At 69.2% G+C, this 18,211-nt stretch carries 18 protein-coding genes; 6 read left to right on the forward strand and 12 right to left on the reverse strand.

Annotation, left to right across the window (positions count from 1 at the left end; genetic code table 11):
• Positions 1-285 precede the first annotated feature (285 nt).
• Together LGM71_RS08330 and LGM71_RS08335 are read right to left on the reverse strand one after the other, a co-directional pair.
• Complete coding sequence (locus LGM71_RS08330) at positions 286-663, reverse strand: hypothetical protein (RefSeq protein WP_226114595.1); 378 nt, start codon at positions 661-663, stop codon at positions 286-288.
• Between the two features lie 495 nt (positions 664-1,158).
• Complete coding sequence (locus LGM71_RS08335) at positions 1,159-2,085, reverse strand: AraC family transcriptional regulator (RefSeq protein WP_124628159.1); 927 nt, start codon at positions 2,083-2,085, stop codon at positions 1,159-1,161.
• A 183-nt stretch (positions 2,086-2,268) separates the two neighbouring features.
• Here LGM71_RS08335 and LGM71_RS08340 point away from each other — a divergent pair, with 183 nt between their 5' ends.
• The 6 genes from LGM71_RS08340 (at position 2,269) to LGM71_RS08365 (ending at position 8,792) form a co-directional block, all read left to right on the forward strand.
• A complete protein-coding gene (locus LGM71_RS08340) occupies positions 2,269-2,730 on the forward strand; it encodes a (2Fe-2S)-binding protein (RefSeq protein ID WP_124628157.1) in 462 nt (153 codons plus the stop codon).
• A 2-nt stretch (positions 2,731-2,732) separates the two neighbouring features.
• Entirely contained in the window at positions 2,733-4,943 is a 2,211-nt protein-coding gene (locus tag LGM71_RS08345; protein ID WP_226114596.1) for a xanthine dehydrogenase family protein molybdopterin-binding subunit, read from the forward strand.
• Positions 4,944-5,400: 457 nt separating this feature from the next.
• Entirely contained in the window at positions 5,401-5,799 is a 399-nt protein-coding gene (locus LGM71_RS08350; protein WP_059526731.1) for a winged helix-turn-helix domain-containing protein, read from the forward strand.
• Positions 5,800-6,150: 351 nt separating this feature from the next.
• On the forward strand, positions 6,151-7,323 hold the full coding sequence (gene sctQ, locus LGM71_RS08355) for a type III secretion system cytoplasmic ring protein SctQ (protein ID WP_124628153.1): 1,173 nt from the start codon (positions 6,151-6,153) through the stop codon (positions 7,321-7,323).
• Positions 7,324-7,326: 3 nt separating this feature from the next.
• Complete coding sequence (gene sctR, locus LGM71_RS08360) at positions 7,327-8,001, forward strand: type III secretion system export apparatus subunit SctR (RefSeq protein WP_044847619.1); 675 nt, start codon at positions 7,327-7,329, stop codon at positions 7,999-8,001.
• Positions 7,998-8,792, forward strand: coding sequence for a lytic transglycosylase domain-containing protein (locus LGM71_RS08365; RefSeq protein ID WP_226114597.1), 795 nt, complete (start codon positions 7,998-8,000; stop codon positions 8,790-8,792). The genes sctR and LGM71_RS08365 overlap by 4 nt, the downstream gene beginning before the upstream one ends.
• A gap of 52 nt (positions 8,793-8,844) precedes the next feature.
• On the opposite strand, the gene asnB is transcribed toward LGM71_RS08365, so the two are convergent.
• The 10 genes from asnB to LGM71_RS08415 all read right to left on the reverse strand — a co-directional run bounded on the left by asnB (position 8,845) and on the right by LGM71_RS08415 (position 18,099).
• On the reverse strand, positions 8,845-10,812 hold the full coding sequence (gene asnB, locus LGM71_RS08370) for an asparagine synthase (glutamine-hydrolyzing) (protein WP_226114598.1): 1,968 nt from the start codon (positions 10,810-10,812) through the stop codon (positions 8,845-8,847).
• Between the two features lie 255 nt (positions 10,813-11,067).
• Positions 11,068-12,099 carry an EscU/YscU/HrcU family type III secretion system export apparatus switch protein gene (locus LGM71_RS08375; protein WP_124628147.1) on the reverse strand — a complete coding sequence of 344 codons (1,032 nt, stop codon included), beginning with the start codon at positions 12,097-12,099 and terminating at the stop codon, positions 11,068-11,070.
• Between the two features lie 24 nt (positions 12,100-12,123).
• Entirely contained in the window at positions 12,124-12,933 is an 810-nt protein-coding gene (gene sctT / locus LGM71_RS08380) for a type III secretion system export apparatus subunit SctT (protein ID WP_226114599.1), read from the reverse strand.
• On the reverse strand, positions 12,927-13,610 hold the full coding sequence (locus tag LGM71_RS08385; protein ID WP_226114600.1) for a hypothetical protein: 684 nt from the start codon (positions 13,608-13,610) through the stop codon (positions 12,927-12,929). The genes sctT and LGM71_RS08385 overlap by 7 nt, the downstream gene beginning before the upstream one ends.
• Positions 13,603-14,988, reverse strand: coding sequence for a type III secretion system ATPase SctN (gene sctN, locus LGM71_RS08390; protein ID WP_226114601.1), 1,386 nt, complete (start codon positions 14,986-14,988; stop codon positions 13,603-13,605). Before sctN ends, LGM71_RS08385 begins: the two co-directional genes overlap by 8 nt.
• A complete protein-coding gene (sctL, locus tag LGM71_RS08395) occupies positions 14,985-15,614 on the reverse strand; it encodes a type III secretion system stator protein SctL (RefSeq protein ID WP_124610256.1) in 630 nt (209 codons plus the stop codon). The genes sctN and sctL overlap by 4 nt, the downstream gene beginning before the upstream one ends.
• The gene (locus tag LGM71_RS08400; RefSeq protein ID WP_124628141.1) at positions 15,596-16,336 is read right to left on the reverse strand and encodes a SctK family type III secretion system sorting platform protein; all 741 of its coding nucleotides are present in this window, start codon (positions 16,334-16,336) and stop codon (positions 15,596-15,598) included. The genes sctL and LGM71_RS08400 overlap by 19 nt, the downstream gene beginning before the upstream one ends.
• Positions 16,333-17,217 (reverse strand): type III secretion system inner membrane ring lipoprotein SctJ, encoded by an 885-nt coding sequence (gene sctJ, locus LGM71_RS08405; protein ID WP_226114602.1) that lies wholly within the window; start codon positions 17,215-17,217, stop codon positions 16,333-16,335. Before sctJ ends, LGM71_RS08400 begins: the two co-directional genes overlap by 4 nt.
• A gap of 53 nt (positions 17,218-17,270) precedes the next feature.
• Complete coding sequence (locus LGM71_RS08410; RefSeq protein ID WP_124628137.1) at positions 17,271-17,753, reverse strand: hypothetical protein; 483 nt, start codon at positions 17,751-17,753, stop codon at positions 17,271-17,273.
• A 124-nt stretch (positions 17,754-17,877) separates the two neighbouring features.
• A complete protein-coding gene (locus LGM71_RS08415) occupies positions 17,878-18,099 on the reverse strand; it encodes a hypothetical protein (protein ID WP_040141234.1) in 222 nt (73 codons plus the stop codon).
• Positions 18,100-18,211 lie beyond the last annotated feature (112 nt).

The following is an 18,211-nucleotide window of genomic DNA, read 5'->3' on the forward strand; positions in this document are numbered from 1 at the left end:
CTGTCCGACTACCCCACGGATGCGCAAGGAATGCGCGGAAAGAATGACTGCTTCTGGTCTTCATCGCTGTTTCCCCGACTGCTTATTGACGAACACGTCGCCCCCCATCTTTGTCGCATCAGGTCGACCGCTCGCCGGTACGCCCAATGTTGCAAGCGGCATGCCATGCGTGATTCCACCGACGGTTGCACGACGCTTACCGTCCGCGACGCGCGGCGATATCGCCAGGAATCGCTTTTTTCGTTTCAGGAATGTATCGCGACAACCGTAGGCAGCTTGCGCCGATCATTGAATGCCGCGAAGCAAGGCTGAAAAAGGCGGACGAATGCGGCCCGCGGGGCCTCCCGCAAGGGCGTGGCGAACGGGTGTTTCATACTTGAGAAGTGCGCGGTCGTACATTGCGGCCGATCTGCACATCGGCCCTGCCAGACCGCCTGCTGCAGCCCGTTCGACGGCGTTCGCAGGCCCGAAAAACGACGAATCGAAATACGCGGCGCCCGGTGCAGCGGAGCCTGCACGGCCGATATCGGCACGCTTCCGGATGTGCACACCTGCCGCCGCGAAACGCGATTGATTCATCCGTGAAAATACCGACGGGATCAGTTCTCGACCGACAATGCGAACGTGCGGCAAAAAAACGGCAATTGCGATGCTGGCCGACATGCCCTTCACGCCACCTGCATATCGGAAAAAATGACGGCGTGTGCCGCACGAACCCTTCAACACCCTTTATTCATTTTTACTGGCGTCATTCGATTCGGCGACATTCAATGTCAATAACCGTCGTGCTCCAATCGCTGGATGGCGACACACGATGCGCGCGAGAAACATTTCCGATGCGATATCGGCGCGAATCTCATTGCTGAAACATGTTCGTGCAAAGCACGATTCATGCAGAAAATTCGTGACGGCGCGACTTTTTTGCGCGTTTCGATCGGTCGATTCGTGTGCTGCCGGCAAGTGTCGCACCGGTTCGCGCAATCCAGGGATGCATGCGTGAAACAGAAGTTCGCGCGCGGCGCGGCAGCGCTGTCCGCCGCTCCCTCGCATCCTCACGCAGCAACCCTGGCACGCCGATTGTATGTCGTCCCGATTCGGCAGACCGCGCATCGCGCGACGAAGCCAGGCGCGATGCAATCGAAATGAACCGCGCGCCCGCTATGTGCCGAGCAATTCCTTCTTGCGCAGATGCACGACGTCGCGCATCGGCGGCGCGCCGAACAGCCGGCTGTATTCGCGGCTGAACTGCGACGCGCTTTCATAGCCGACGGTCGCGGCCACGGACCCGACGTCGCCGCCCTGCCGCAGCAATAGCCGCCGCGCCTCGTGCAGCCGCAGCTGCTTCTGATACTGCAGCGGGCTCAGCGTGGTCACGTGCTTGAAGTGGTGGTGTAGCGACGACACGCTCATGTTGACCGCCTGCGCGAGCGTGTCGACGCGCATCGGCTCCGCGTAGTGATCGCGGATCCATTCGATCGCGCGTGCGATCCGGTGCGTCTGGCTGCCGGCGACGGCCATGTGCCGCAGCCGCGTGCCCTGCCCACTCGTCATCAGCCGGTACAGCAGCTCCTTTTCGATCAGCGGCGCGACCACCGGAATGTCGGCCGGCGTTTCGAGCAGCCGCAACAGCCGCAGTGCGGCATCGAGCAGCGGCGGCGTCAGCTCGGCAAGTGCGATGCCCTCGCCTTCGGGGCCGGCATCCGGCTCCGGCAGCCGCATCTCGGCCGCGAGCTCGACGATGCGTTGCGGATCGAGCGTGAGCGACAGGCACAGGTAAGGCGCGTCCGGCGACGCCTGCGTGACGCGCGAGAGAATCGGCAAGTCGATCGACGCGATCAGGCAGTTCCGCGTGTCGTATTCGTAAGCCTGGCCGCCCACGATCACACGCTTCGCGCCCTGCGCGGCGATCACGAGCGCGGCGCGCGACACGCCGCAGCCGAGATCGACCGGATGCCCGTGCCGATGCAGCATCAGCGCGGGCACGGCCGTCGAGTGGGAGCCGTCCGTCGGCGCGAAGCGGGCAATCAGCGATGCCAGTTCGCGCCGCCCGGATTCGCGCGACGCCGCGATTTCGGTCATGTCCATGACGGGTTCCTCGCTTCGTTTCCCTGAACCGCGCGAGCATAGCGAATCGCTTGCCGTCGCGCCGGGGATTTGCAGGATTGTTCAATAAATTTGCAGGATTGGGTAGACGCAAAAATCGCGCGCTCGCGCACACTGCCCGCTAACCTGGCGCATGCCGGGTTTTCCCCATGGAGACATACAAACATGCCTACCTCGTTTGTCCTCAACGGCAAGAACGTTACGCTCGACGCCGATCCGTCGATGCCCGTCCTCTGGGCGATCCGCGAGCACGCGGGGCTGACCGGCACGAAGTTCGGCTGCGGCATGGCGCAGTGCGGCGCGTGCACCGTCCATCTCGAAGGCCAGCCGGTGCGCTCGTGCGTGCTGCCGCTCGCCGGCATCGCGGGCAAGCACGTCACGACGATCGAAGGCCTGCAGAGCAAGCCCGCGCAGGCCGTGCAGGCCGCCTGGGTGAAGCTGCAGGTGCCGCAGTGCGGCTATTGCCAGTCCGGCCAGATCATGTCGGCCACCGCCTTGCTCGAACAGAATCCGAAGCCGACCGACGCAGACATCGACGCGGCAATGAACGGCAACATCTGCCGCTGTGCGACCTACGCCCGCATCCGGGCCGCGATCCACGACGCGGCAGCGACACTGGGAGCCTGACCATGACGATCGAACTCGAGAATCGCGGTTCGGTGCGACCGTCGCGCCGCACGTTTCTGAAAGCCGCGGGCGCCGCGGCCGCCGTCAGCCTGACGATCGGCTTCGAATGGGCCGGCCTCGGCCGCCGCGCGCTCGCCGCGACGGCACCCGCCGCCGATTTCGCGCCGAACGCATTCCTGCGCATCACGCCCGACGGCGTGGTCACCGTCGTCGCGAAACACGTGGAAATGGGCCAGGGTGCCTACACGGGCATCGCGACGATCGTCGCCGAGGAGCTCGACGCCGACTGGTCGAGCGTACGCGTCGAAAGCGCGCCGGCCGATGCGAAACGCTATGCGAACCTCGCCTTCGGCACGATGCAGGGCACGGGCGGCAGCTCGGCCATGTCGAACTCGTGGCAGCAACTGCGCGAAGCGGGCGGCAAGGCCCGCGCGATGCTCGTGTCGGCCGCGGCGGCGCGCTGGAAGGTGCCGGCCGGCGAGCTGACCACCGCCAACGGCGTGGTCACGCACGAGAAGAGCGGCAAGACGGCCGCCTACGGCACGCTGGTGGCCGACGCGTCGAAGCTGCCGGTGCCCGACAAGGTCACGCTGAAGCAGCCGGCCGACTTCAAGCTGATCGGCCATCGCATTCCGCGCGTCGACGGGTCAGCCAAGTCGAACGGCACCGCGCATTTCACGCTCGACACGACCTTCCCCGGCATGCGCGTCGCGCTGCTTCAGCGCCCGCCGCGCTTCGGCGCGACGGTCAAGTCGTTCGACGCGACGGCCGCGAAGGCCGTGCCGGGCGTGGTGTCGGTCGTGCAGGTGCCGGGCGGCGTCGCGGTCGTCGCGACCGGCTTCTGGGCCGCGAAACAGGGCCGCGACGCGCTGAAGGTCGACTGGGACGAAACGAACGCCGAAAAGCGCGGCTCGGCCGAGATCATGCGCGAGTACCGGCAGCTCGCCGCGAAACCCGGCGCGTCCGCGCGCAAGGACGGCGATGCCGACGCTGCGATCGCGGGTGCCGCGCGCAGGGTCAGCGCGACGTACGAATTCCCGTATCTCGCGCACGCTCCGATGGAGCCGCTCGACGCGGTCGTCAAGCTGACCGCGAACAGCTGCGAGATCTGGGCGGGCGACCAGTTCCAGACGGTCGACCAGGGCAACGCCGCCAGGGTCGCGGGCCTGAAGCCCGAACAGGTGCAGATCCACACGCTGTACGCGGGCGGCAGCTTCGGCCGCCGCGCGAACGCGTGGTCGGACTACGTGGTCGAGGCCGTGTCGATCGCGAAGGCGCTGGGCGCGGACGGCCAGCCGGTCAAGCTGCAGTGGACGCGCGAGGACGACATCCAGGGCGGCTTCTATCGCCCGATGTACTTCCACAAGCTCGACGCGGGGTTGACCGCGGACGGCAAGCTGGTCGGCTGGCGCCACCGGATCGTCGGCCAGTCGATTCTCGCCGGCACGCCGTTCGAGGCGTTCATGGTCAAGAACGGGATCGACGCGACATCGGTCGAGGGCGCGGCGAACCTGCCGTACGCGGTGCCGAACGTGTCGGTCGAACTCACGACCACCAAGGTCGGCCTGCCCGTCCTCTGGTGGCGCGTGGTCGGCAGCTCGCACACCGCGTACGCGGTCGAGGCGTTCATCGACGAAGCCGCGCACGCAGCCGGCAAGGATCCGTACCTGTTCCGCCGCGACCTGCTCGCGAAGGAGCCGCGGATGCGCGCGGTGCTCGAGCTGGCCGCGCAGAAGGCCGGCTGGGATCCGGCGAAGCCGCTGCCGAAGGGACGCGGGCGCGGGATCGCGGTGGCCGAGGCATTCAAGAGCTATGTCGCGCAGGTCGCGGAAGTGTCGGTCGACGCCGACGGCAAGGTGAAGGTCGAACGCGTGGTGTGCGCGGTCGACTGCGGGATCGCGATCAACCCCGACATCGTCGCCGCGCAGATGGAAGGCGGCATCGGCTTCGGGCTCGGTGCGGCGCTGCACAGCGCGATCACGCTGAAGGACGGCCAGGTCGAGCAGCGCAACTTCGACGGCTATCACGTGCTGCGGATGGCGGAGATGCCGAAGGTCGAGGTGCATATCGTGCCGTCGGCCGAGGCACCGACCGGCGTCGGCGAGCCGGGTGTCGCGCCGGTGGGCCCGGCGGTCGCCAACGCGATCTTCGCGGCGACCGGCAAGCGCCATTACGTGTTGCCGTTCGATTCGGGCGACACCGCGAAGGCTTGACCGGCAGGTGAAACGCCGGTCGCGCGGCGGGCGTGTCGCGCGACCGGTTTTCTTTCTTTCCGCTTGGGGCAGGCCCCGGCGTACGGTCCGAAATCGGCAAAAATCCGCCCCAACCCATTGATTCCGCTCTGCAATCCGTCCAGGCAAGGGAGCGTTCGATGCAGGGTTCGCCGTCCGGTCGGCGCGCTGCCTGATCGGCGGGAATTTCCCGCCCCCACGTAACACCGCCCGTAACGCCCGTAACGTTCCCGCCGGATGCTACGTAACAATCCTTCACTGTTGCTCCGACCCTTTCGAAGCCCGCCGCGCGTCCTGCGTTAAAAATTCTTTTAGATTCAAGGCCGGCGCACCTCCAGCCCCGCCCCCGCCGCCCGTCGACGCCTGACAGTCCATCCCTGGCCCGGAAGTTGCGGTACATGACTCGCAAACACTCCTTTACGGACATGCGAGGGCCAACATGGATTGCAAATACCTGTACATCGACAACATAAAAATCAACTTCGTGCGCCGCACGATCGAAATCGACAACAAAGTCGTCGACGTCACGCCGCGTGAATTCGACGTCGTCGAATTCCTGCTCGACAACATGAACAAGATCGTGCCGCGGCAAGCGATCCAGGAAGCGGTCTGGGGCCGCGAGCTCGGCGTGTCGTCGCGCACGCTCGACACCCACATCTCGCGCATCCGTTCGAAGCTGCAGCTCGATCACGACAAGAACCTGCGGATCATCCCGATCTATGCGGTCGGCTATCGGCTGGTGCTGTTCGGCGCGGCCATGACGCACGTCGAGCGCCACGACGCGGCGCCGATCCTGCGCGCCGCGCCGCAGCAGGCGCTGGCTGCCGACTACGCGTAACGGCGCACCCGCGCGCCGCCACTGCGCGGCGCGCCGGCAAGGCTCCCCACCGCGCCGCACGTCCGACGTGCGACGCCTCGCGGCCCGGCACGCGTGCCCGCCGCGCCACGACCGCCGCCTCCGGGCGGCGGCCGCCTTTGTGCGTGCGACGCGCCGCATGCGGCCACGTCGCCGCGCAGCAGGCTTCGTAGCTCGCCGCCGCCCGCGCGGCCGGCGCATGCGCGCGACTACGGATTCCGGCGCGGCACGCGGCCGGCGCCGTCCCTACAATCGACGCAGCAGCCGCGCGCCCCCCGCGCCGCCGGCCACAACAACCCGTCGAACCAACGCCGAATCCGCCCCGATCCCGCCGTGCCTGCGCTGTCCCTGACGAATGCCGACGCCGGCGACGCCGCGAACCGGGCCTCGCCCGCCGCTGCCACCCCGCCCGCCGCGGCGCCCGCCATCCCGCCCTCGCCGGCCGTGGTCGCGCTCGACGCGTCGCCCTGGCTGCCGCGCCTGTCCGCCGCCGCCGCGCGCGGCCTGTCGCATGCGTACGGTGCCACGGGCGCGGTCCCGGTCACGCTCGGCGAACACGCGTACGAGGTACGCTGGCGCGTCGACGCCGAACCGGCCGCCGACGCGCACGCATACCGCTTCGTCATCGGCCCGGCCGCCGGCACGCTATGGATCGATCCGGTCGCGGAAAGCGCATGGCTCGACGACGCGGCCGACCCGGCCGTGCCGGCCGTGATCCGCGCGGCGCTGCTCGCCGACCTCGTCGCACCGCTTTCGGCCGTGCTGCAGGCCGCGACACGGCAGCGCGTGGAACTGCTGCCGCCGCCGACGAGCGTGCCCGCTTGGCGCAGCGCGCCGGCCGCGCTGCGCTTCGAACTGCGTCGCGCCGACGGCGCATGGCGCTGCCACGGCGCGCTGCTGTTCGATGCACCGGACGCGCTCGCGGTGTTCTTCGCGGCGCCGGCGGCCACGCGGCCCGACACGCGCGCCGCGTATGCAAGCCTGCCGGTGCCGCTGGTATTCGAGATCGGCCGGACCGAGCTGACGATGGCCGAGCTGGCCGACGTCGTCAGTGGCGACATCATCGCGATCGAGCGCTGGCGCGCGCACGAGCAGAACCTGCTGTGCGTCGCGCGGGTGCCGGCCGCGCCGGCGTGGGAGATCACCGGACGGCCGTCGGGCAACCGGCTGACCGTCGAACGAATCAGGGAGATGCCTTTGGAACCGACCCGCACCGACACCCCGCCCGCGACTGCGCAGGATGCGTCGCCCGACGATGCGCCGCGCTCGCTCGACGGCCTCGCGGTCGACCTGCGTTTCGAATTGCCGCCCACGTCGATCCCGCTCGGCGAACTCGGCGCGCTGCAGCCCGGCGCGGTGATCGAACTGCAGCAAGGCATCAACCAGAGCGTGATCCATCTCGTCGCGAACGGGATGCTGATCGGCACCGGCCATCTGATCGCGGTCGGCCAGAAGCTCGGCGTGCGCGTCGTCACGCTGACGCAGCCCGCGCCGCGCGAGCGCTGAACGATGGGCAGCCTGCCGAATCCGGTCGCGCTGATCGCGGTGATCGCCGCGCTCGGCATCGCGCCGTTCGCGGCGCTGATGGTGACGAGCTACACGAAGCTCGTGGTCGTGCTGGGCCTGCTGCGCTCCGCGCTCGGGATCCAGCAGGTGCCGCCGAACCTCGTGCTCAACGGCATCGCGCTGATCCTGTCGCTGTTCATCATGGCGCCGGTCGGCATGTCGATCCGCGACGCGCTGCAGGCACGCCACTTCGACGCATCGGGACAATTGTCGACCGCCGACATCGGCGCGCTCGCCGATGCCGCGCTGCCCCCCGTCAAGGATTTCCTGGTGTCGCATACGCGGCAGCGCGACCGCGAATTCTTCGTGCGCACCGCGACGTCGGTCTGGCCGAAGAACCGCGCGGACGGCATCAAGGACGACGACCTGCTCGTGCTGGTGCCGAGCTTCACGCTCGCCGAGCTGACGAAGGCATTCCAGATCGGTTTCGTGATCTACATCGTGTTCATCGTCGTCGACCTGCTGGTTGCGAACATCCTGCTTGCATTAGGCATGCAGATGATCTCGCCGACGACGATCTCGGTGCCGTTCAAGCTGCTGCTGTTCGTCGCGCTCGACGGCTGGTCGCTGCTCGTGCACGGGCTCGTGCTGTCGTATCGCGTGGCGGGGGCAGGATGAGCGCGCGTGGCCCGCGCGGCGTCGCCGCGATCCTGTGCGCGCTGCTCACGCTGGTGCTCGCAGGCGCGGGCATGCAGCCGCGCGGCGCGCAGGCGGCAGGCAGCGCCGCAGGCTTCGCGCAGCTCGCGCGCGCCTGCGCACCGAACGTCGATCCCGACACGCTCGCCGCGCTGGTGCGCACCGAATCCGGCTTCAATCCGTATGCGATCGGTGTGGTCGGCGGCCACCTGACGCGCCAGCCCGCGTCGCTCGACGAAGCGCGCGCGACCGCAGGCGAGCTGGCCGCGCGCGGCTTCAGCTACAGCGTCGGCCTCGCTCAGGTTAACGAACGAAACTTCGCCAAATACGGCCTCGACGACACGACGATGTTCGAACCGTGTCGCAACCTGCGGGCAGGCGGCGCGATCCTGACCGAATGCTTCACGCGCTCGTCGAACACCGGCCGCCCCGCGCAGGCCGCGCTACGCGCGGCGCTGTCGTGCTATTACAGCGGCAACTTCACGACCGGGTTCTCGAGCGGCTATGTGAGCCGCGTCGTCGCGAGCGCGCAGCGCAACGCACGCGAAGGCGGCGTCGAACCGATTCCGGTGGTGCGCGACATGCCGCCACCCGCGCGGCAACGGCGCATGGACGCGGCCGCGACCACGCCGCCCGAACGCGCGCGCAGGCTCGCGTCGCCCGCTGCTTCCGCCGACGCGCCGTCGTGCCATGCGCGACCGGTCGTGATGATGTGCCGCGGATTGCCGGCGAGCCAGGCGAAGCGGCTGTGCGTGCGGTGCCTCGATCAGTGAGCGAGCGCCGAACGCCAGCATGACGTGACGCGGCTCGCCGCGTCGTCCCGCTTCATGCGGCGCGCTGATGTTCCAGCCACGCCTGGAACATCAGCACCGTCCACAGCTGATGCTGCCAGTTCATCCGGCCCGTCTGGTGCTGGCGCCACAGCCGCTCGACGGCCGCCGCATCGAAGAAGCCCTCGTCGCGCAGCCGCGACGGCTGAAGCAGCGCTTCGGCCCAGTCGCGCAATGCGCCGCGCAGCCAGTGATCGACGGGCGCGCAGAAGCCCTGCTTCGGCCGGTCGATCAGCGACGACGGCACGTACTGGTCCAGCAGCCGGCGCAACAGCGCCTTCGACTGCCCTTCCGGCAACCGCACCGACGCAGGCAGGCGCCACGCGAATTCGACGACGTGATGGTCGAGGAACGGCATGCGCGTCTCGAGGCTGACCGCCATCGCCGCGCGGTCGACCTTCGCGAGAATGTCGGTCGGCAGGTACGTGAGCGTGTCGATCGCCATCGCCTGCTCGGCGAAGCTCAGGTTCGCGGGCCATGCGGACACCGTGTCGAGCGGCGTCGGCGGCTCCTGGCCGCGTAGCGCGATGCGCTCCGGATGATGTACCGACGACATCAGCAGCCGGTACAGCCCGATGCGGCTCTCGGCCGTCATCACGTGGCCGAGCTTGTGCAGCCGGTCGCCGATGCGGGTCGCCGAGTCGCGCGCGTCCACGCCGCCCCATGCGCCCTGCGCAACCGCCGCGAGCTGATCGGCATGATCGGGGCGCAGCGCATGCAGCGCGGCGGCGATCCGCGCGCGCACCGCCGCCGGCACGCGATGCAGCTTGCGCCACAGGCGCGGCGTCAGGAAGTAGCGCGTATAGCCGCCGAACAGTTCGTCCCCGCCGTCGCCGGACAGGCTCACCTTCACGTGCCGGCGCGTCAACTCCGACAGGAGGAAGGTCGGAATCTGGGATGCGTCGGAGAACGGTTCGTCGTAGATCGTCGGCAGCTTCGGCACGACGCCGAGCGCATGGTCGGCCGTCACGTAGAGCTCGGTGTGGCGCGTGCCGAGATGGCGCGCAACCGCCTTCGCGTAACCGGCTTCGTCGTAACCGGCCTCGTGAAAGCCGATCGTGAACGTGTCGACCGGGTTCGCCGACTGCGCCTGCATCAGCGCAACGATCGCCGACGAATCGATACCGCCCGACAGGAACGCGCCGAGCGGCACGTCGGCTTCCATCTGCCGCGCGACGGCCTGCCGCAGGACCGCGTCGAGTTGCCCGACGGCCTCGTCGGCACTGCCCTCGAACGGCTGCTCGCGGCCGGCTTCGATCGCCTGCTCGAGCGTCCAGTACGCGCGCAGGCGCGGCGTGTCGCGCGCATGTTCGAACTGGATGAAGGTGCCCGGCGGCAGCTTGCTGATGCCGCGATAGATCGTATGCGGCGCCGGCACGCTCGACTGGCGCAGGTACAGGCACAGCGCGTCGCGATCGATCGTGCCGTCGAAGCCCGGATACCCGCGCAGCGCCTTCAGTTCCGACGCAAACACGAGTGCGTCGCCGATCCGGCCGTAGTAAAGCGGCTTTTCGCCGATCCGGTCGCGCGCGAGCGTCAGCACCCGCGACGCGCGATTCCACAGCGCGAACGCGAACATGCCGGTCGCGCGCCGCAGCGCCGCCTCGACGCCCCACGCGACGATCGCCGCGATCAGCACCTCGCTGTCGGAGTGGCCGCGCCACGCCGGTGCGCGACCCGCGCGCTCGAGCTCCGCGCGCAACTCGCGATGGTTGTAGATTTCGCCGTTGAAGACCATGACGTAGCGGCCGCATGCGGATGCCATCGGCTGCCGGCCGTGTACCGACAGATCGACAATCGCAAGCCGCCGGTGCCCGAGCGCGATACCAGCCTCCGGGTCGACCCAGAGGCCCTGCCCGTCGGGCCCGCGATGCGCGAGGCTCGCCGTCATTCGCGCGAGCGTGCCGCGCGCTGTCTCCTCATCGCAGGCGACGCTATTCAGAAAGCCGTCGATTCCGCACATTGATTTGTCTGCCCCTGTTGACCTGTTCCGTCAGCGGCGGCGCAATCTCGCAGCCCGCCGCCCGGTTGACGGTCGAGCCATATTACGAAGAAATAAATCAGCAATAATTCATGGGTGAATGTCGGACAAATCCGGAAAAAAAACCGCGTCAAGCCCGACGTGCCATCGGCCCGGCGAGCAGGAAACGGGTCCACATCACGGTGCATCGACGAATCGCGTGCATGCCGGCGTTCCGGGCCCGACGGATCGTATTCGTCATGCCGCGCCGGTCGCCCACTTCAGCAACTGGGCGACCTCGCGGAAATGCTGCTGCTGGATCGTGCCCTTTTCGGGCGTGCTCTCGTACAGCGCGTGCGCGAGGCCGGCGTTCGCGAGCGTCGGGCGCAGCGCGTCGCGCGCGAGCCGCACGATCCGTTCGGCCGCCTCGCCCTCGCCGCGCGCGAGCACCCACGGCAGCGTCCCGATCCCGCCGTAATAGAGCGCAACCGCGACGCTCGACGAATAGACGACCACCGACGCGAAGCCGATCCGGTCGGGCAGCGACGAGAACTGCGCTTCACGCGCGAGCTGCCGGCGCTTTGCCTCGATGTGCGGATCGCCCTCGTCTTCCTTGTGCTCGCGCCGCACTTCGTCGATCGACATCTTCATCTTCTGGTTGAACTCATGGCGCTGGTGAACGATGTCGATCAGCGCCATCACGATGTAGATCAGCGCGGCCCAGCCGAACAGCAGCATCAGCAGCTTCACGATCAGCGCGAGAATCGACATCGGCCGCGTGAAGCCGGCCTGCACCGACGGGTCGAGCGACTCGACGATCAGCCAGCCGAGCGTCGCGGCGAGCAGCACGGTCTTCAGCAGCATCTTCGCGAGGTTCACGAGGTTGCGCATCGACCACATGTTCTTCAGCCCCTCGGCCGGATTGAGCCGCGACAGCTGCGGCACGAGCCGGCTCCACGCCATCACGCCGCCCACCTGCACGAAGCCCGCGAGCACGCCGGCCAGCAGCCCGGCCGCGACGATCTGCGCGGACAGCAGCGCCCAGTCGCGCGCGGCGCCGTCGATCAGCACGGCGAGCCGCGCGGACGGATCGGCCGCGCCGGCCGCATCGAACACGAGCCGGAACAGCGCCTGCAGCCGCGCGAACAACGTGCCGAGCCCCACCGCGAGCGCGACGCACACGCCGACGAAGAAGGCCGACGAGATCGTCTCCGCGCTCTTCGGCACGTCGCCCTTCTGGCGCGCCTCGCGCAAGCGCTTCGCGGTCGGCTGCTGGTTCTTCTCGGACATGGGCGCTCCGGTTCCGGCGGGCCGTCACGCGCCGCCGTGCGCGGCGAACAGCGCGCGCAGCAGCGTCATCAGCCCGCTGTCGGGGCTCAGCAGCGCATGCAGCGACGCGTACACCACCGGCAGGAACAGCACCATCATCAGCACCGCGAGCGCGCTCTTCACCGGCTGCGCGAACACGAAGATGTTCAGCTGCGGCACCGCGCGCCCGACGAGACCGATGCCGAGCTCGACGAGCACCAGCACGATGATGACGGGCGCGGCGAGCTTCACCATCCATTCGAAGATCGTGTCGGTCTGCCGCACGACGAAGGTCTCCAGCATCGACGAGAAATCGGGGCCGAGCGAGCCGATCGGCCACCACGCATACGACTGCGCGAACAGTTGCACCAGCACCTGCAGGCCGCCCGCGGTGACGAACAGCGCGATCGCGACGAAATTGAGGAAGCCCGAGGTCGGGCCGCCCTCGTGCCCGCCCATCGGATCGAAGAACGCGGCGCTGCCGCTGCCGGTCTGGAAATCGATCAGGTAGCCGACACCCTGGATCGCGAACAACACCGCGCTGAACGCGCCCGCGAGCAGCATGCCGACCACCGCCTCCTTCGCGACGAGCAGGCACCACATCAGGAACGGCAGCGCGGCGACCTGCGCCGGGTCGATCACCGGCGCGACGAACGCGGCGATCACCACCGCGATTCCGTTGCGCACGAGGCCCGTGACGATCTGCTCGTTGAACACCGGCACGACGAACATGACCGGCAGCAGGCGCGGCATCACGTAGAGCAGCGGCCGCAGCGTGCCGGCGATGTCGTTGAAGTTCGCGGCGTGGTCTAGCATCGGCGGTCCGCGGCGGCGGGTGCCGGGTCGGCGGCGGGGGTGGGTGCAGTGTCTGCGGCGGTCGGGTCGGAGGTGTCGGCCGCGTCCGTCGCATCCGCATCCGCCGGCCGCGACACCATCTGCGCATCGAATACGGCGGCCATCTCCGGCTGCCCCGACGCATGCGCGTACGCATCGCCCGCCCAGACGCCCGCCGTCGCGAAACGCCGCACCGCATGCGCATCCGCCACTTCGTCGGCGTCGCGCTCGACCCGCGCGGCACGCGCCTGCAATGCCTTCTCGCCAGCCTTGTCGAGCTTGTCCTCGGCAGCCTTCGCCTTGCGCGCGGCGCGCTGCAGGTCGGCGAGCGTCGCCTCGTGATCGCGGTGCACGTGCGCGGCTTCGCTGACCGACGCATTCGCAACGCCGATGTGGCGATCGAACGTGCGCGTGTCGGCCGCGGCGTTCTGCAGCGCGCGCGCCTCGCGCAGGTCGTCGGCGAGCCGCGTCTGGATCGCGGCCTTCGCGGCGACCTGCTGCGCGAGCTGCGCGTGCGCGGCATCGAGCGCGCGGCGGCTCTGCGCGGCGATGCCCTGTTGGCGCGCGGCTGCAACGCGCGCGATCTGGCTGCGCATCTCGCGCACGCGCTTCAGGCGCGCAAGCGTCGCGAGCACGAGACGGTCGTCGGCTTCAGACATGGTCGTTCGCGAGTTTCGTCAGCTTCGCGAGCAGCGCGTCGAAACGCACGTCCTCGTGCGAAACCTGCGCGCAGAACGCGCCGATCGCATCGCGCGCACGCAGCGCGAGATCGCCGAGCCGGTCGCTGCCTTCGCGGTACTCGCCAATCTGCACGAGCAGCTCGATCTCCTGGTACTTCGCGATCAGCTCGCGCACGCGCGCGGCCGATTGCTGATGCGCGCGGCTCGCGACGAGCGGCATCACACGCGACAGGCTCGCGAGCACGTCGATCGCCGGATAGCGGTTCGCGAGCGCGATCTTGCGCGACAGCACGATGTGGCCATCGAGGATCGAGCGCACTTCCTCGGCGATCGGATCGGATTCCTCATCGCCTTCGACGAGTACCGTGTACAACGCTGTGATCGAGCCGGTCGCGCCCTGGCCCGCGCGTTCGAGCAGGCGCGGCAGCACGGCGAACGTCGACGGCGGGAAGCTGCGCCGCGTCGGCGGCTCGCCGCTCGCGAGGCCGACCTCGCGCTGCGCGCGCGCGAAGCGCGTCAGCGAATCGACCAGCAGCAGCACGCGCTTGCCCGCATCGCGGAAGTGCTCGGCGATCGCGGTCGCCACGAGCGCGGATTTCACGCGCTCCATCGCGGGACGGTCGGAAGTCGACACGACGACGATCGAGCGCGCGCGCACCTCGGGCGACAGGCTGTGCTCGATGAACTCGCGCACTTCGCGGCCGCGTTCGCCGACCAGCGCGATCACGTTCACGTCGGCTTGCGCACCGCGCGCGATCATCCCGAGCAGCGTGCTCTTGCCGACGCCGGACGGTGCGAAGATGCCGACGCGCTGGCCGATGCCGAGCGTCATCAGGCCGTCGATCACACGCACGCCGGTTGGAAACGGCGTGTCGATCATCTTGCGCGCAAGCGGGTTCGGCGGGTCCTGCTGCGTCGATACCCACGCGGCACCCGTCACGGGCCCGCGATCGTCGAGCGGGCGGCCGAGGCCGTCCAGCACGCGGCCGAACAGCGCTTCGCCGACCGGGAACACGTGCTCGCGCCCGGACGGCACGACGGTCGTCTCCGGCGACAGCCCGGCCACGTCGCCGAGCGGCGTGAGCAGCGTGGTCTGCCGCGAGAAGCCGACCACTTCGGCGAGCAGCGCCGGCTGGTTCGGCGTGCGCAACTCGCAGATCTCGCCGAGCCGCGCGCGGATGCCGGTCGCGTTGAGGATCTGCCCGACCGCGTGATTGACGCGGCCCTGCACCGACACCGGCGAGAAGAACGCGAGCCCCGCGTCGAGGTCGCCGACGAGGCGGCCGCGATCGAACGGCGCCGCATCGTCGTCGCTGTCACCGCCGAACGACTGCGGATCGTCGAGCGGCACGTTCATCGCGTCGTGCCCTTCAGCGCATCGCGGCGGATCGCCTGGCGCAGCGCGTCGATCTGCAGGTCGAGGCTCGCGTCGATGCGCCCGGACGGCGTCTCGACCGTGCACGCGTGGCGTTCGAGCTGTGCGTCCTCGACGATGCGGATCCTTTGACGATTCGACTGTCCGGCGAACGCGCGCTCGAGCGCGTCGCGCATCTCGTCCTCGCGGCCCGGCGCGACCCGCACGATCAGGAACGCCTCGTCGCGCACGAGCGGCGCGATCCGCGCGAGCGCGGCCTCGTAGAGCTTCTGCGTGCCCATCTCGCCGACGATCGCGCGCACGGCCTTCACGACGATGTCGGCCATCGAATCCTTCATCGACTCCATCGTCCGGGCGGCGGCCAGCGCCTGCGTGTATGCCTGCGCCGCATGCTCGCGCTGCGCGCGGCGCATTCCCTCGTCGTAGCCCGCCGCCTGGCGCTTGTCGAATTCGCGCTGCGCATCGGCGACGATGCGCGCGGCCTCGTCGCGCGCGGTCGCGATCACCGCGGAGGCGTCGAGCAGCGCCGCGTATTCGCGCTCCTTGAGCACCTTGCGCTCCGACAGCAGCTGCAGGTTGTCGCTCGTGATCAGAAAAGCCAGTCCCATGACGCAAGCCTCTCGGGAATCAGAAACAGGAACAGCAATTCGCCGAACTGGTCGCGCTGCGCGCGATTCAGCCAGTACGGCGCTTCGTTGTCGATCGCGCGGTTGAATTTCAGGCGCGCGCGCCGCGCGACCGCGTCGCCGGCCACGCCGATGAAATCCGCGAGCAGTCGCCCGCCGCGCGCACGAATCACCACCGGCAGCGCGGCCGGATCGGCACGCCACGGTTCGAGCGTGTCCGCGAGCGCGCCGAATTCCGGCGCGCGCTCGAGCGCGAGCTCCAGCGCGTCGCCGCCGAGCTTCGCCGCGACTTCCGCACGAATGCGGCGCACGGTCAGCGCGTCGCGCAGCCAGCCGCGATGCAGCAGCAGCCCCGTATACGACGCGAGCTGCTCGAGCGCCGCGCCGGGCAGCAGCGCGAGCCGCGCACACGGATTGGCGACGTCGAAGTCGTGGAGTCCGGCCACGCCGTTCGCATCGAGCAGGTGACGAGCAAGCAGCTTGCGGCCAGCCGGGCCGAACGCGTCGGGCGAGCGATAGCGCGAGGGCCACTCGGCCGGCACGCGCGTCACGTGCAGATAGCGGTCCGGGCGCAGGTTGAATTCGCAGACGAGCGCGTGAAACGCCGCGCGCCGCGCGGGCGGCGGCGGCGCGAGCGGTTGCAGCCACGGCAGCGGCGCGGCATCGGGCCTGGCACCCGGCGGCAGCGCAGCGTGTTCGCTCATGCACCGTCGCGCGCGCCGTCCGGCGTGCGCAGGCCGCTACCCGACGACGCGGACGCACCGCCGGTTCCGTTCGCCCCGCGCGGCGTGCCGACCAGCCCGGCCAGCCGGGCGCCGAACATCCCGCGCCGCGCGGCCGACAGCGCGATCACCGCGCACGTCAGCAGGATCAGCGCGAACACCAGCCAGCCGAGCGGCGAGCGCAGCCGCAGGACGTCCGACACCGCGCTGCCGATGCCGTCCACGCGCGTCGTGCGCGCGGCGGCCGGCTGCAGGAACAGCGACACGTTGTCGTACTGCAGCCCTTCGATGCTGTGCGCGACGAGATCCTTGACCATCGGCGCCATCGCGCGCAGGTCCACGCCGGGCCGGTAGCGGATGTACACGGCCGCCGACGACGGCTTGATCTTGTCCGCGAGCGGATCGTTCTCCGGAATCACGACCTGCACGCGCGCGACCACCACGCCCTCGATGTCCTGGAGCGTGCGCGACAGGTCCTGCGACACGCCGTACAGGTAGCGCACGCGCTCCTCGGCCGGCGTCGACACGAGCCCCTGCTTCTGGAACAGCTCGCCGAGGCTCGCATAGCTCGGCTTCGGCAGCCCGTTCGCCTGCAGCACGGTGAGCGCCGACTGCATGTCGCCGTCCGCGACGCTCACCTGCCATGCGTTGCGATCCGACGTGTCGCGCGCGTCGTTGTCCTTCGACGCGCTGATGCCCGCATCGCCGAGCACGGCGACCATCTGGTTCGCGTCGCGCTCCGACAGGCCGGAGTACAGCTCCTTCTGGCAGCCGGCCAGCAGCGCGAGCAGTCCCGCGAGCAGCGCACGCGCTGCCCGGCTGCGCCACGCGTGCATGCGCGGCGTCGAATCGATCGTCGTCATCGTTTGTCCGCTTCAGGGCGCGCGGCCGCTTCAGGCACACGCACCGGCCTTCGTCACTCCTGCGTCTTCAGCACCGTATGCGTGAAGCCGTTCGCCGCCTGCGCGACCGACAGGCTCAACTGGTATTCGGAAATCGTGGTCGTCGCCGTCCACTGGAAATCCATCGCCTTCACCATCGTCATCAGCGGATCGCTGCGGTTGTCCGCCATCGACGTCAGCATCTCGGTGCGATGCTTGTCGATGTTCGCGTACCGCGTGTCGAGATCGTTGCCGTACGTGCGCAACCGCTCGACCAGCGACGCATGATTCGCCTGCGCGGGTGTCGCGGGCGTCATCTGCACCGCCGGCGCCGCATCGGCCGGCGCGCGCGACATCGCGACGCCCGACGCCGACGGCGAGCCCGCGGCTGCACCCGGCTGCATCAACGCATCGAACTGGCGCACCTGCACCGGATCGGACGCCGTGCCCGCCTGCTGCACGGCGCCCGCGAGCGCGGCCGCGCCCGGCGGTGCTGCACCTACGCCTGTTACCGACATGATCGTGTCCTCCTTGACCGGCAGCGCCGGAAACGAGCCGGCCGACACGCACGCGCGCCCCGCCAGGCACCCTGCACGGGCTGCCTGGGCATGTGGCGTCGCGCGGCGCGGCCGGCGTCCGGCGTCATGCGCGGCCGGCGGAACTCAGGTGTTGCGCAACCTGGGCGTTCGCCGTCCCTTCCTGCGCGGTCACTGCGTTGCTGGTTTCGAACGTCGCGGTCGACTGCTGGACCTGGAAGTTGATCTTCGTCAGTTCGAGCTGCGTCTTGGTCAGGTCGTCCGCCTGCTGCTGGACCTGGGTCGTGTCGTTCGGACCACCCGTGCTACCGGCTGCTGAGGCACCCATATTTCGCTCCTTTTGCGTGAAGAACGTCATCCACTTTCCGGCGGCGGCCCCATGCCCCGCCAGTGACGTGACGCGCCGCATGCATGCGGCGTGTCGCGTAATGCGCGCACCG

Origin of the sequence: Burkholderia sp. AU33545, from assembly GCF_020419685.1 — a bacterium.
Lineage (GTDB): Bacteria > Pseudomonadota > Gammaproteobacteria > Burkholderiales > Burkholderiaceae > Burkholderia > Burkholderia diffusa.

Bases quoted from the DNA above. Each gene is read 5' to 3' on its own strand.
- sctL (WP_124610256.1), bottom strand. From the start codon at position 15,614: ATGGGACTGGCTTTTCTGATCACGAGCGACAACCTGCAGCTGCTGTCG.
- LGM71_RS08400 (WP_124628141.1), bottom strand. From the start codon at position 16,336: ATGAGCGAACACGCTGCGCTGCCGCCGGGTGCCAGGCCCGATGCCGCG.
- LGM71_RS08340 (WP_124628157.1), top strand. From the start codon at position 2,269: ATGCCTACCTCGTTTGTCCTCAACGGCAAGAACGTTACGCTCGACGCC.
- LGM71_RS08330 (WP_226114595.1), bottom strand. From the start codon at position 663: ATGTCGGCCAGCATCGCAATTGCCGTTTTTTTGCCGCACGTTCGCATT.
- LGM71_RS08345 (WP_226114596.1), top strand. From the start codon at position 2,733: ATGACGATCGAACTCGAGAATCGCGGTTCGGTGCGACCGTCGCGCCGC.
- sctR (WP_044847619.1), top strand. From the start codon at position 7,327: ATGGGCAGCCTGCCGAATCCGGTCGCGCTGATCGCGGTGATCGCCGCG.
- LGM71_RS08375 (WP_124628147.1), bottom strand. From the start codon at position 12,099: ATGTCCGAGAAGAACCAGCAGCCGACCGCGAAGCGCTTGCGCGAGGCG.
- LGM71_RS08415 (WP_040141234.1), bottom strand. From the start codon at position 18,099: ATGGGTGCCTCAGCAGCCGGTAGCACGGGTGGTCCGAACGACACGACC.
- LGM71_RS08350 (WP_059526731.1), top strand. From the start codon at position 5,401: ATGGATTGCAAATACCTGTACATCGACAACATAAAAATCAACTTCGTG.
- LGM71_RS08410 (WP_124628137.1), bottom strand. From the start codon at position 17,753: ATGTCGGTAACAGGCGTAGGTGCAGCACCGCCGGGCGCGGCCGCGCTC.
- sctN (WP_226114601.1), bottom strand. From the start codon at position 14,988: ATGAACGTGCCGCTCGACGATCCGCAGTCGTTCGGCGGTGACAGCGAC.
- LGM71_RS08365 (WP_226114597.1), top strand. From the start codon at position 7,998: ATGAGCGCGCGTGGCCCGCGCGGCGTCGCCGCGATCCTGTGCGCGCTG.
- LGM71_RS08335 (WP_124628159.1), bottom strand. From the start codon at position 2,085: ATGGACATGACCGAAATCGCGGCGTCGCGCGAATCCGGGCGGCGCGAA.
- sctJ (WP_226114602.1), bottom strand. From the start codon at position 17,217: ATGACGACGATCGATTCGACGCCGCGCATGCACGCGTGGCGCAGCCGG.
- sctT (WP_226114599.1), bottom strand. From the start codon at position 12,933: ATGCTAGACCACGCCGCGAACTTCAACGACATCGCCGGCACGCTGCGG.
- LGM71_RS08385 (WP_226114600.1), bottom strand. From the start codon at position 13,610: ATGTCTGAAGCCGACGACCGTCTCGTGCTCGCGACGCTTGCGCGCCTG.
- asnB (WP_226114598.1), bottom strand. From the start codon at position 10,812: ATGTGCGGAATCGACGGCTTTCTGAATAGCGTCGCCTGCGATGAGGAG.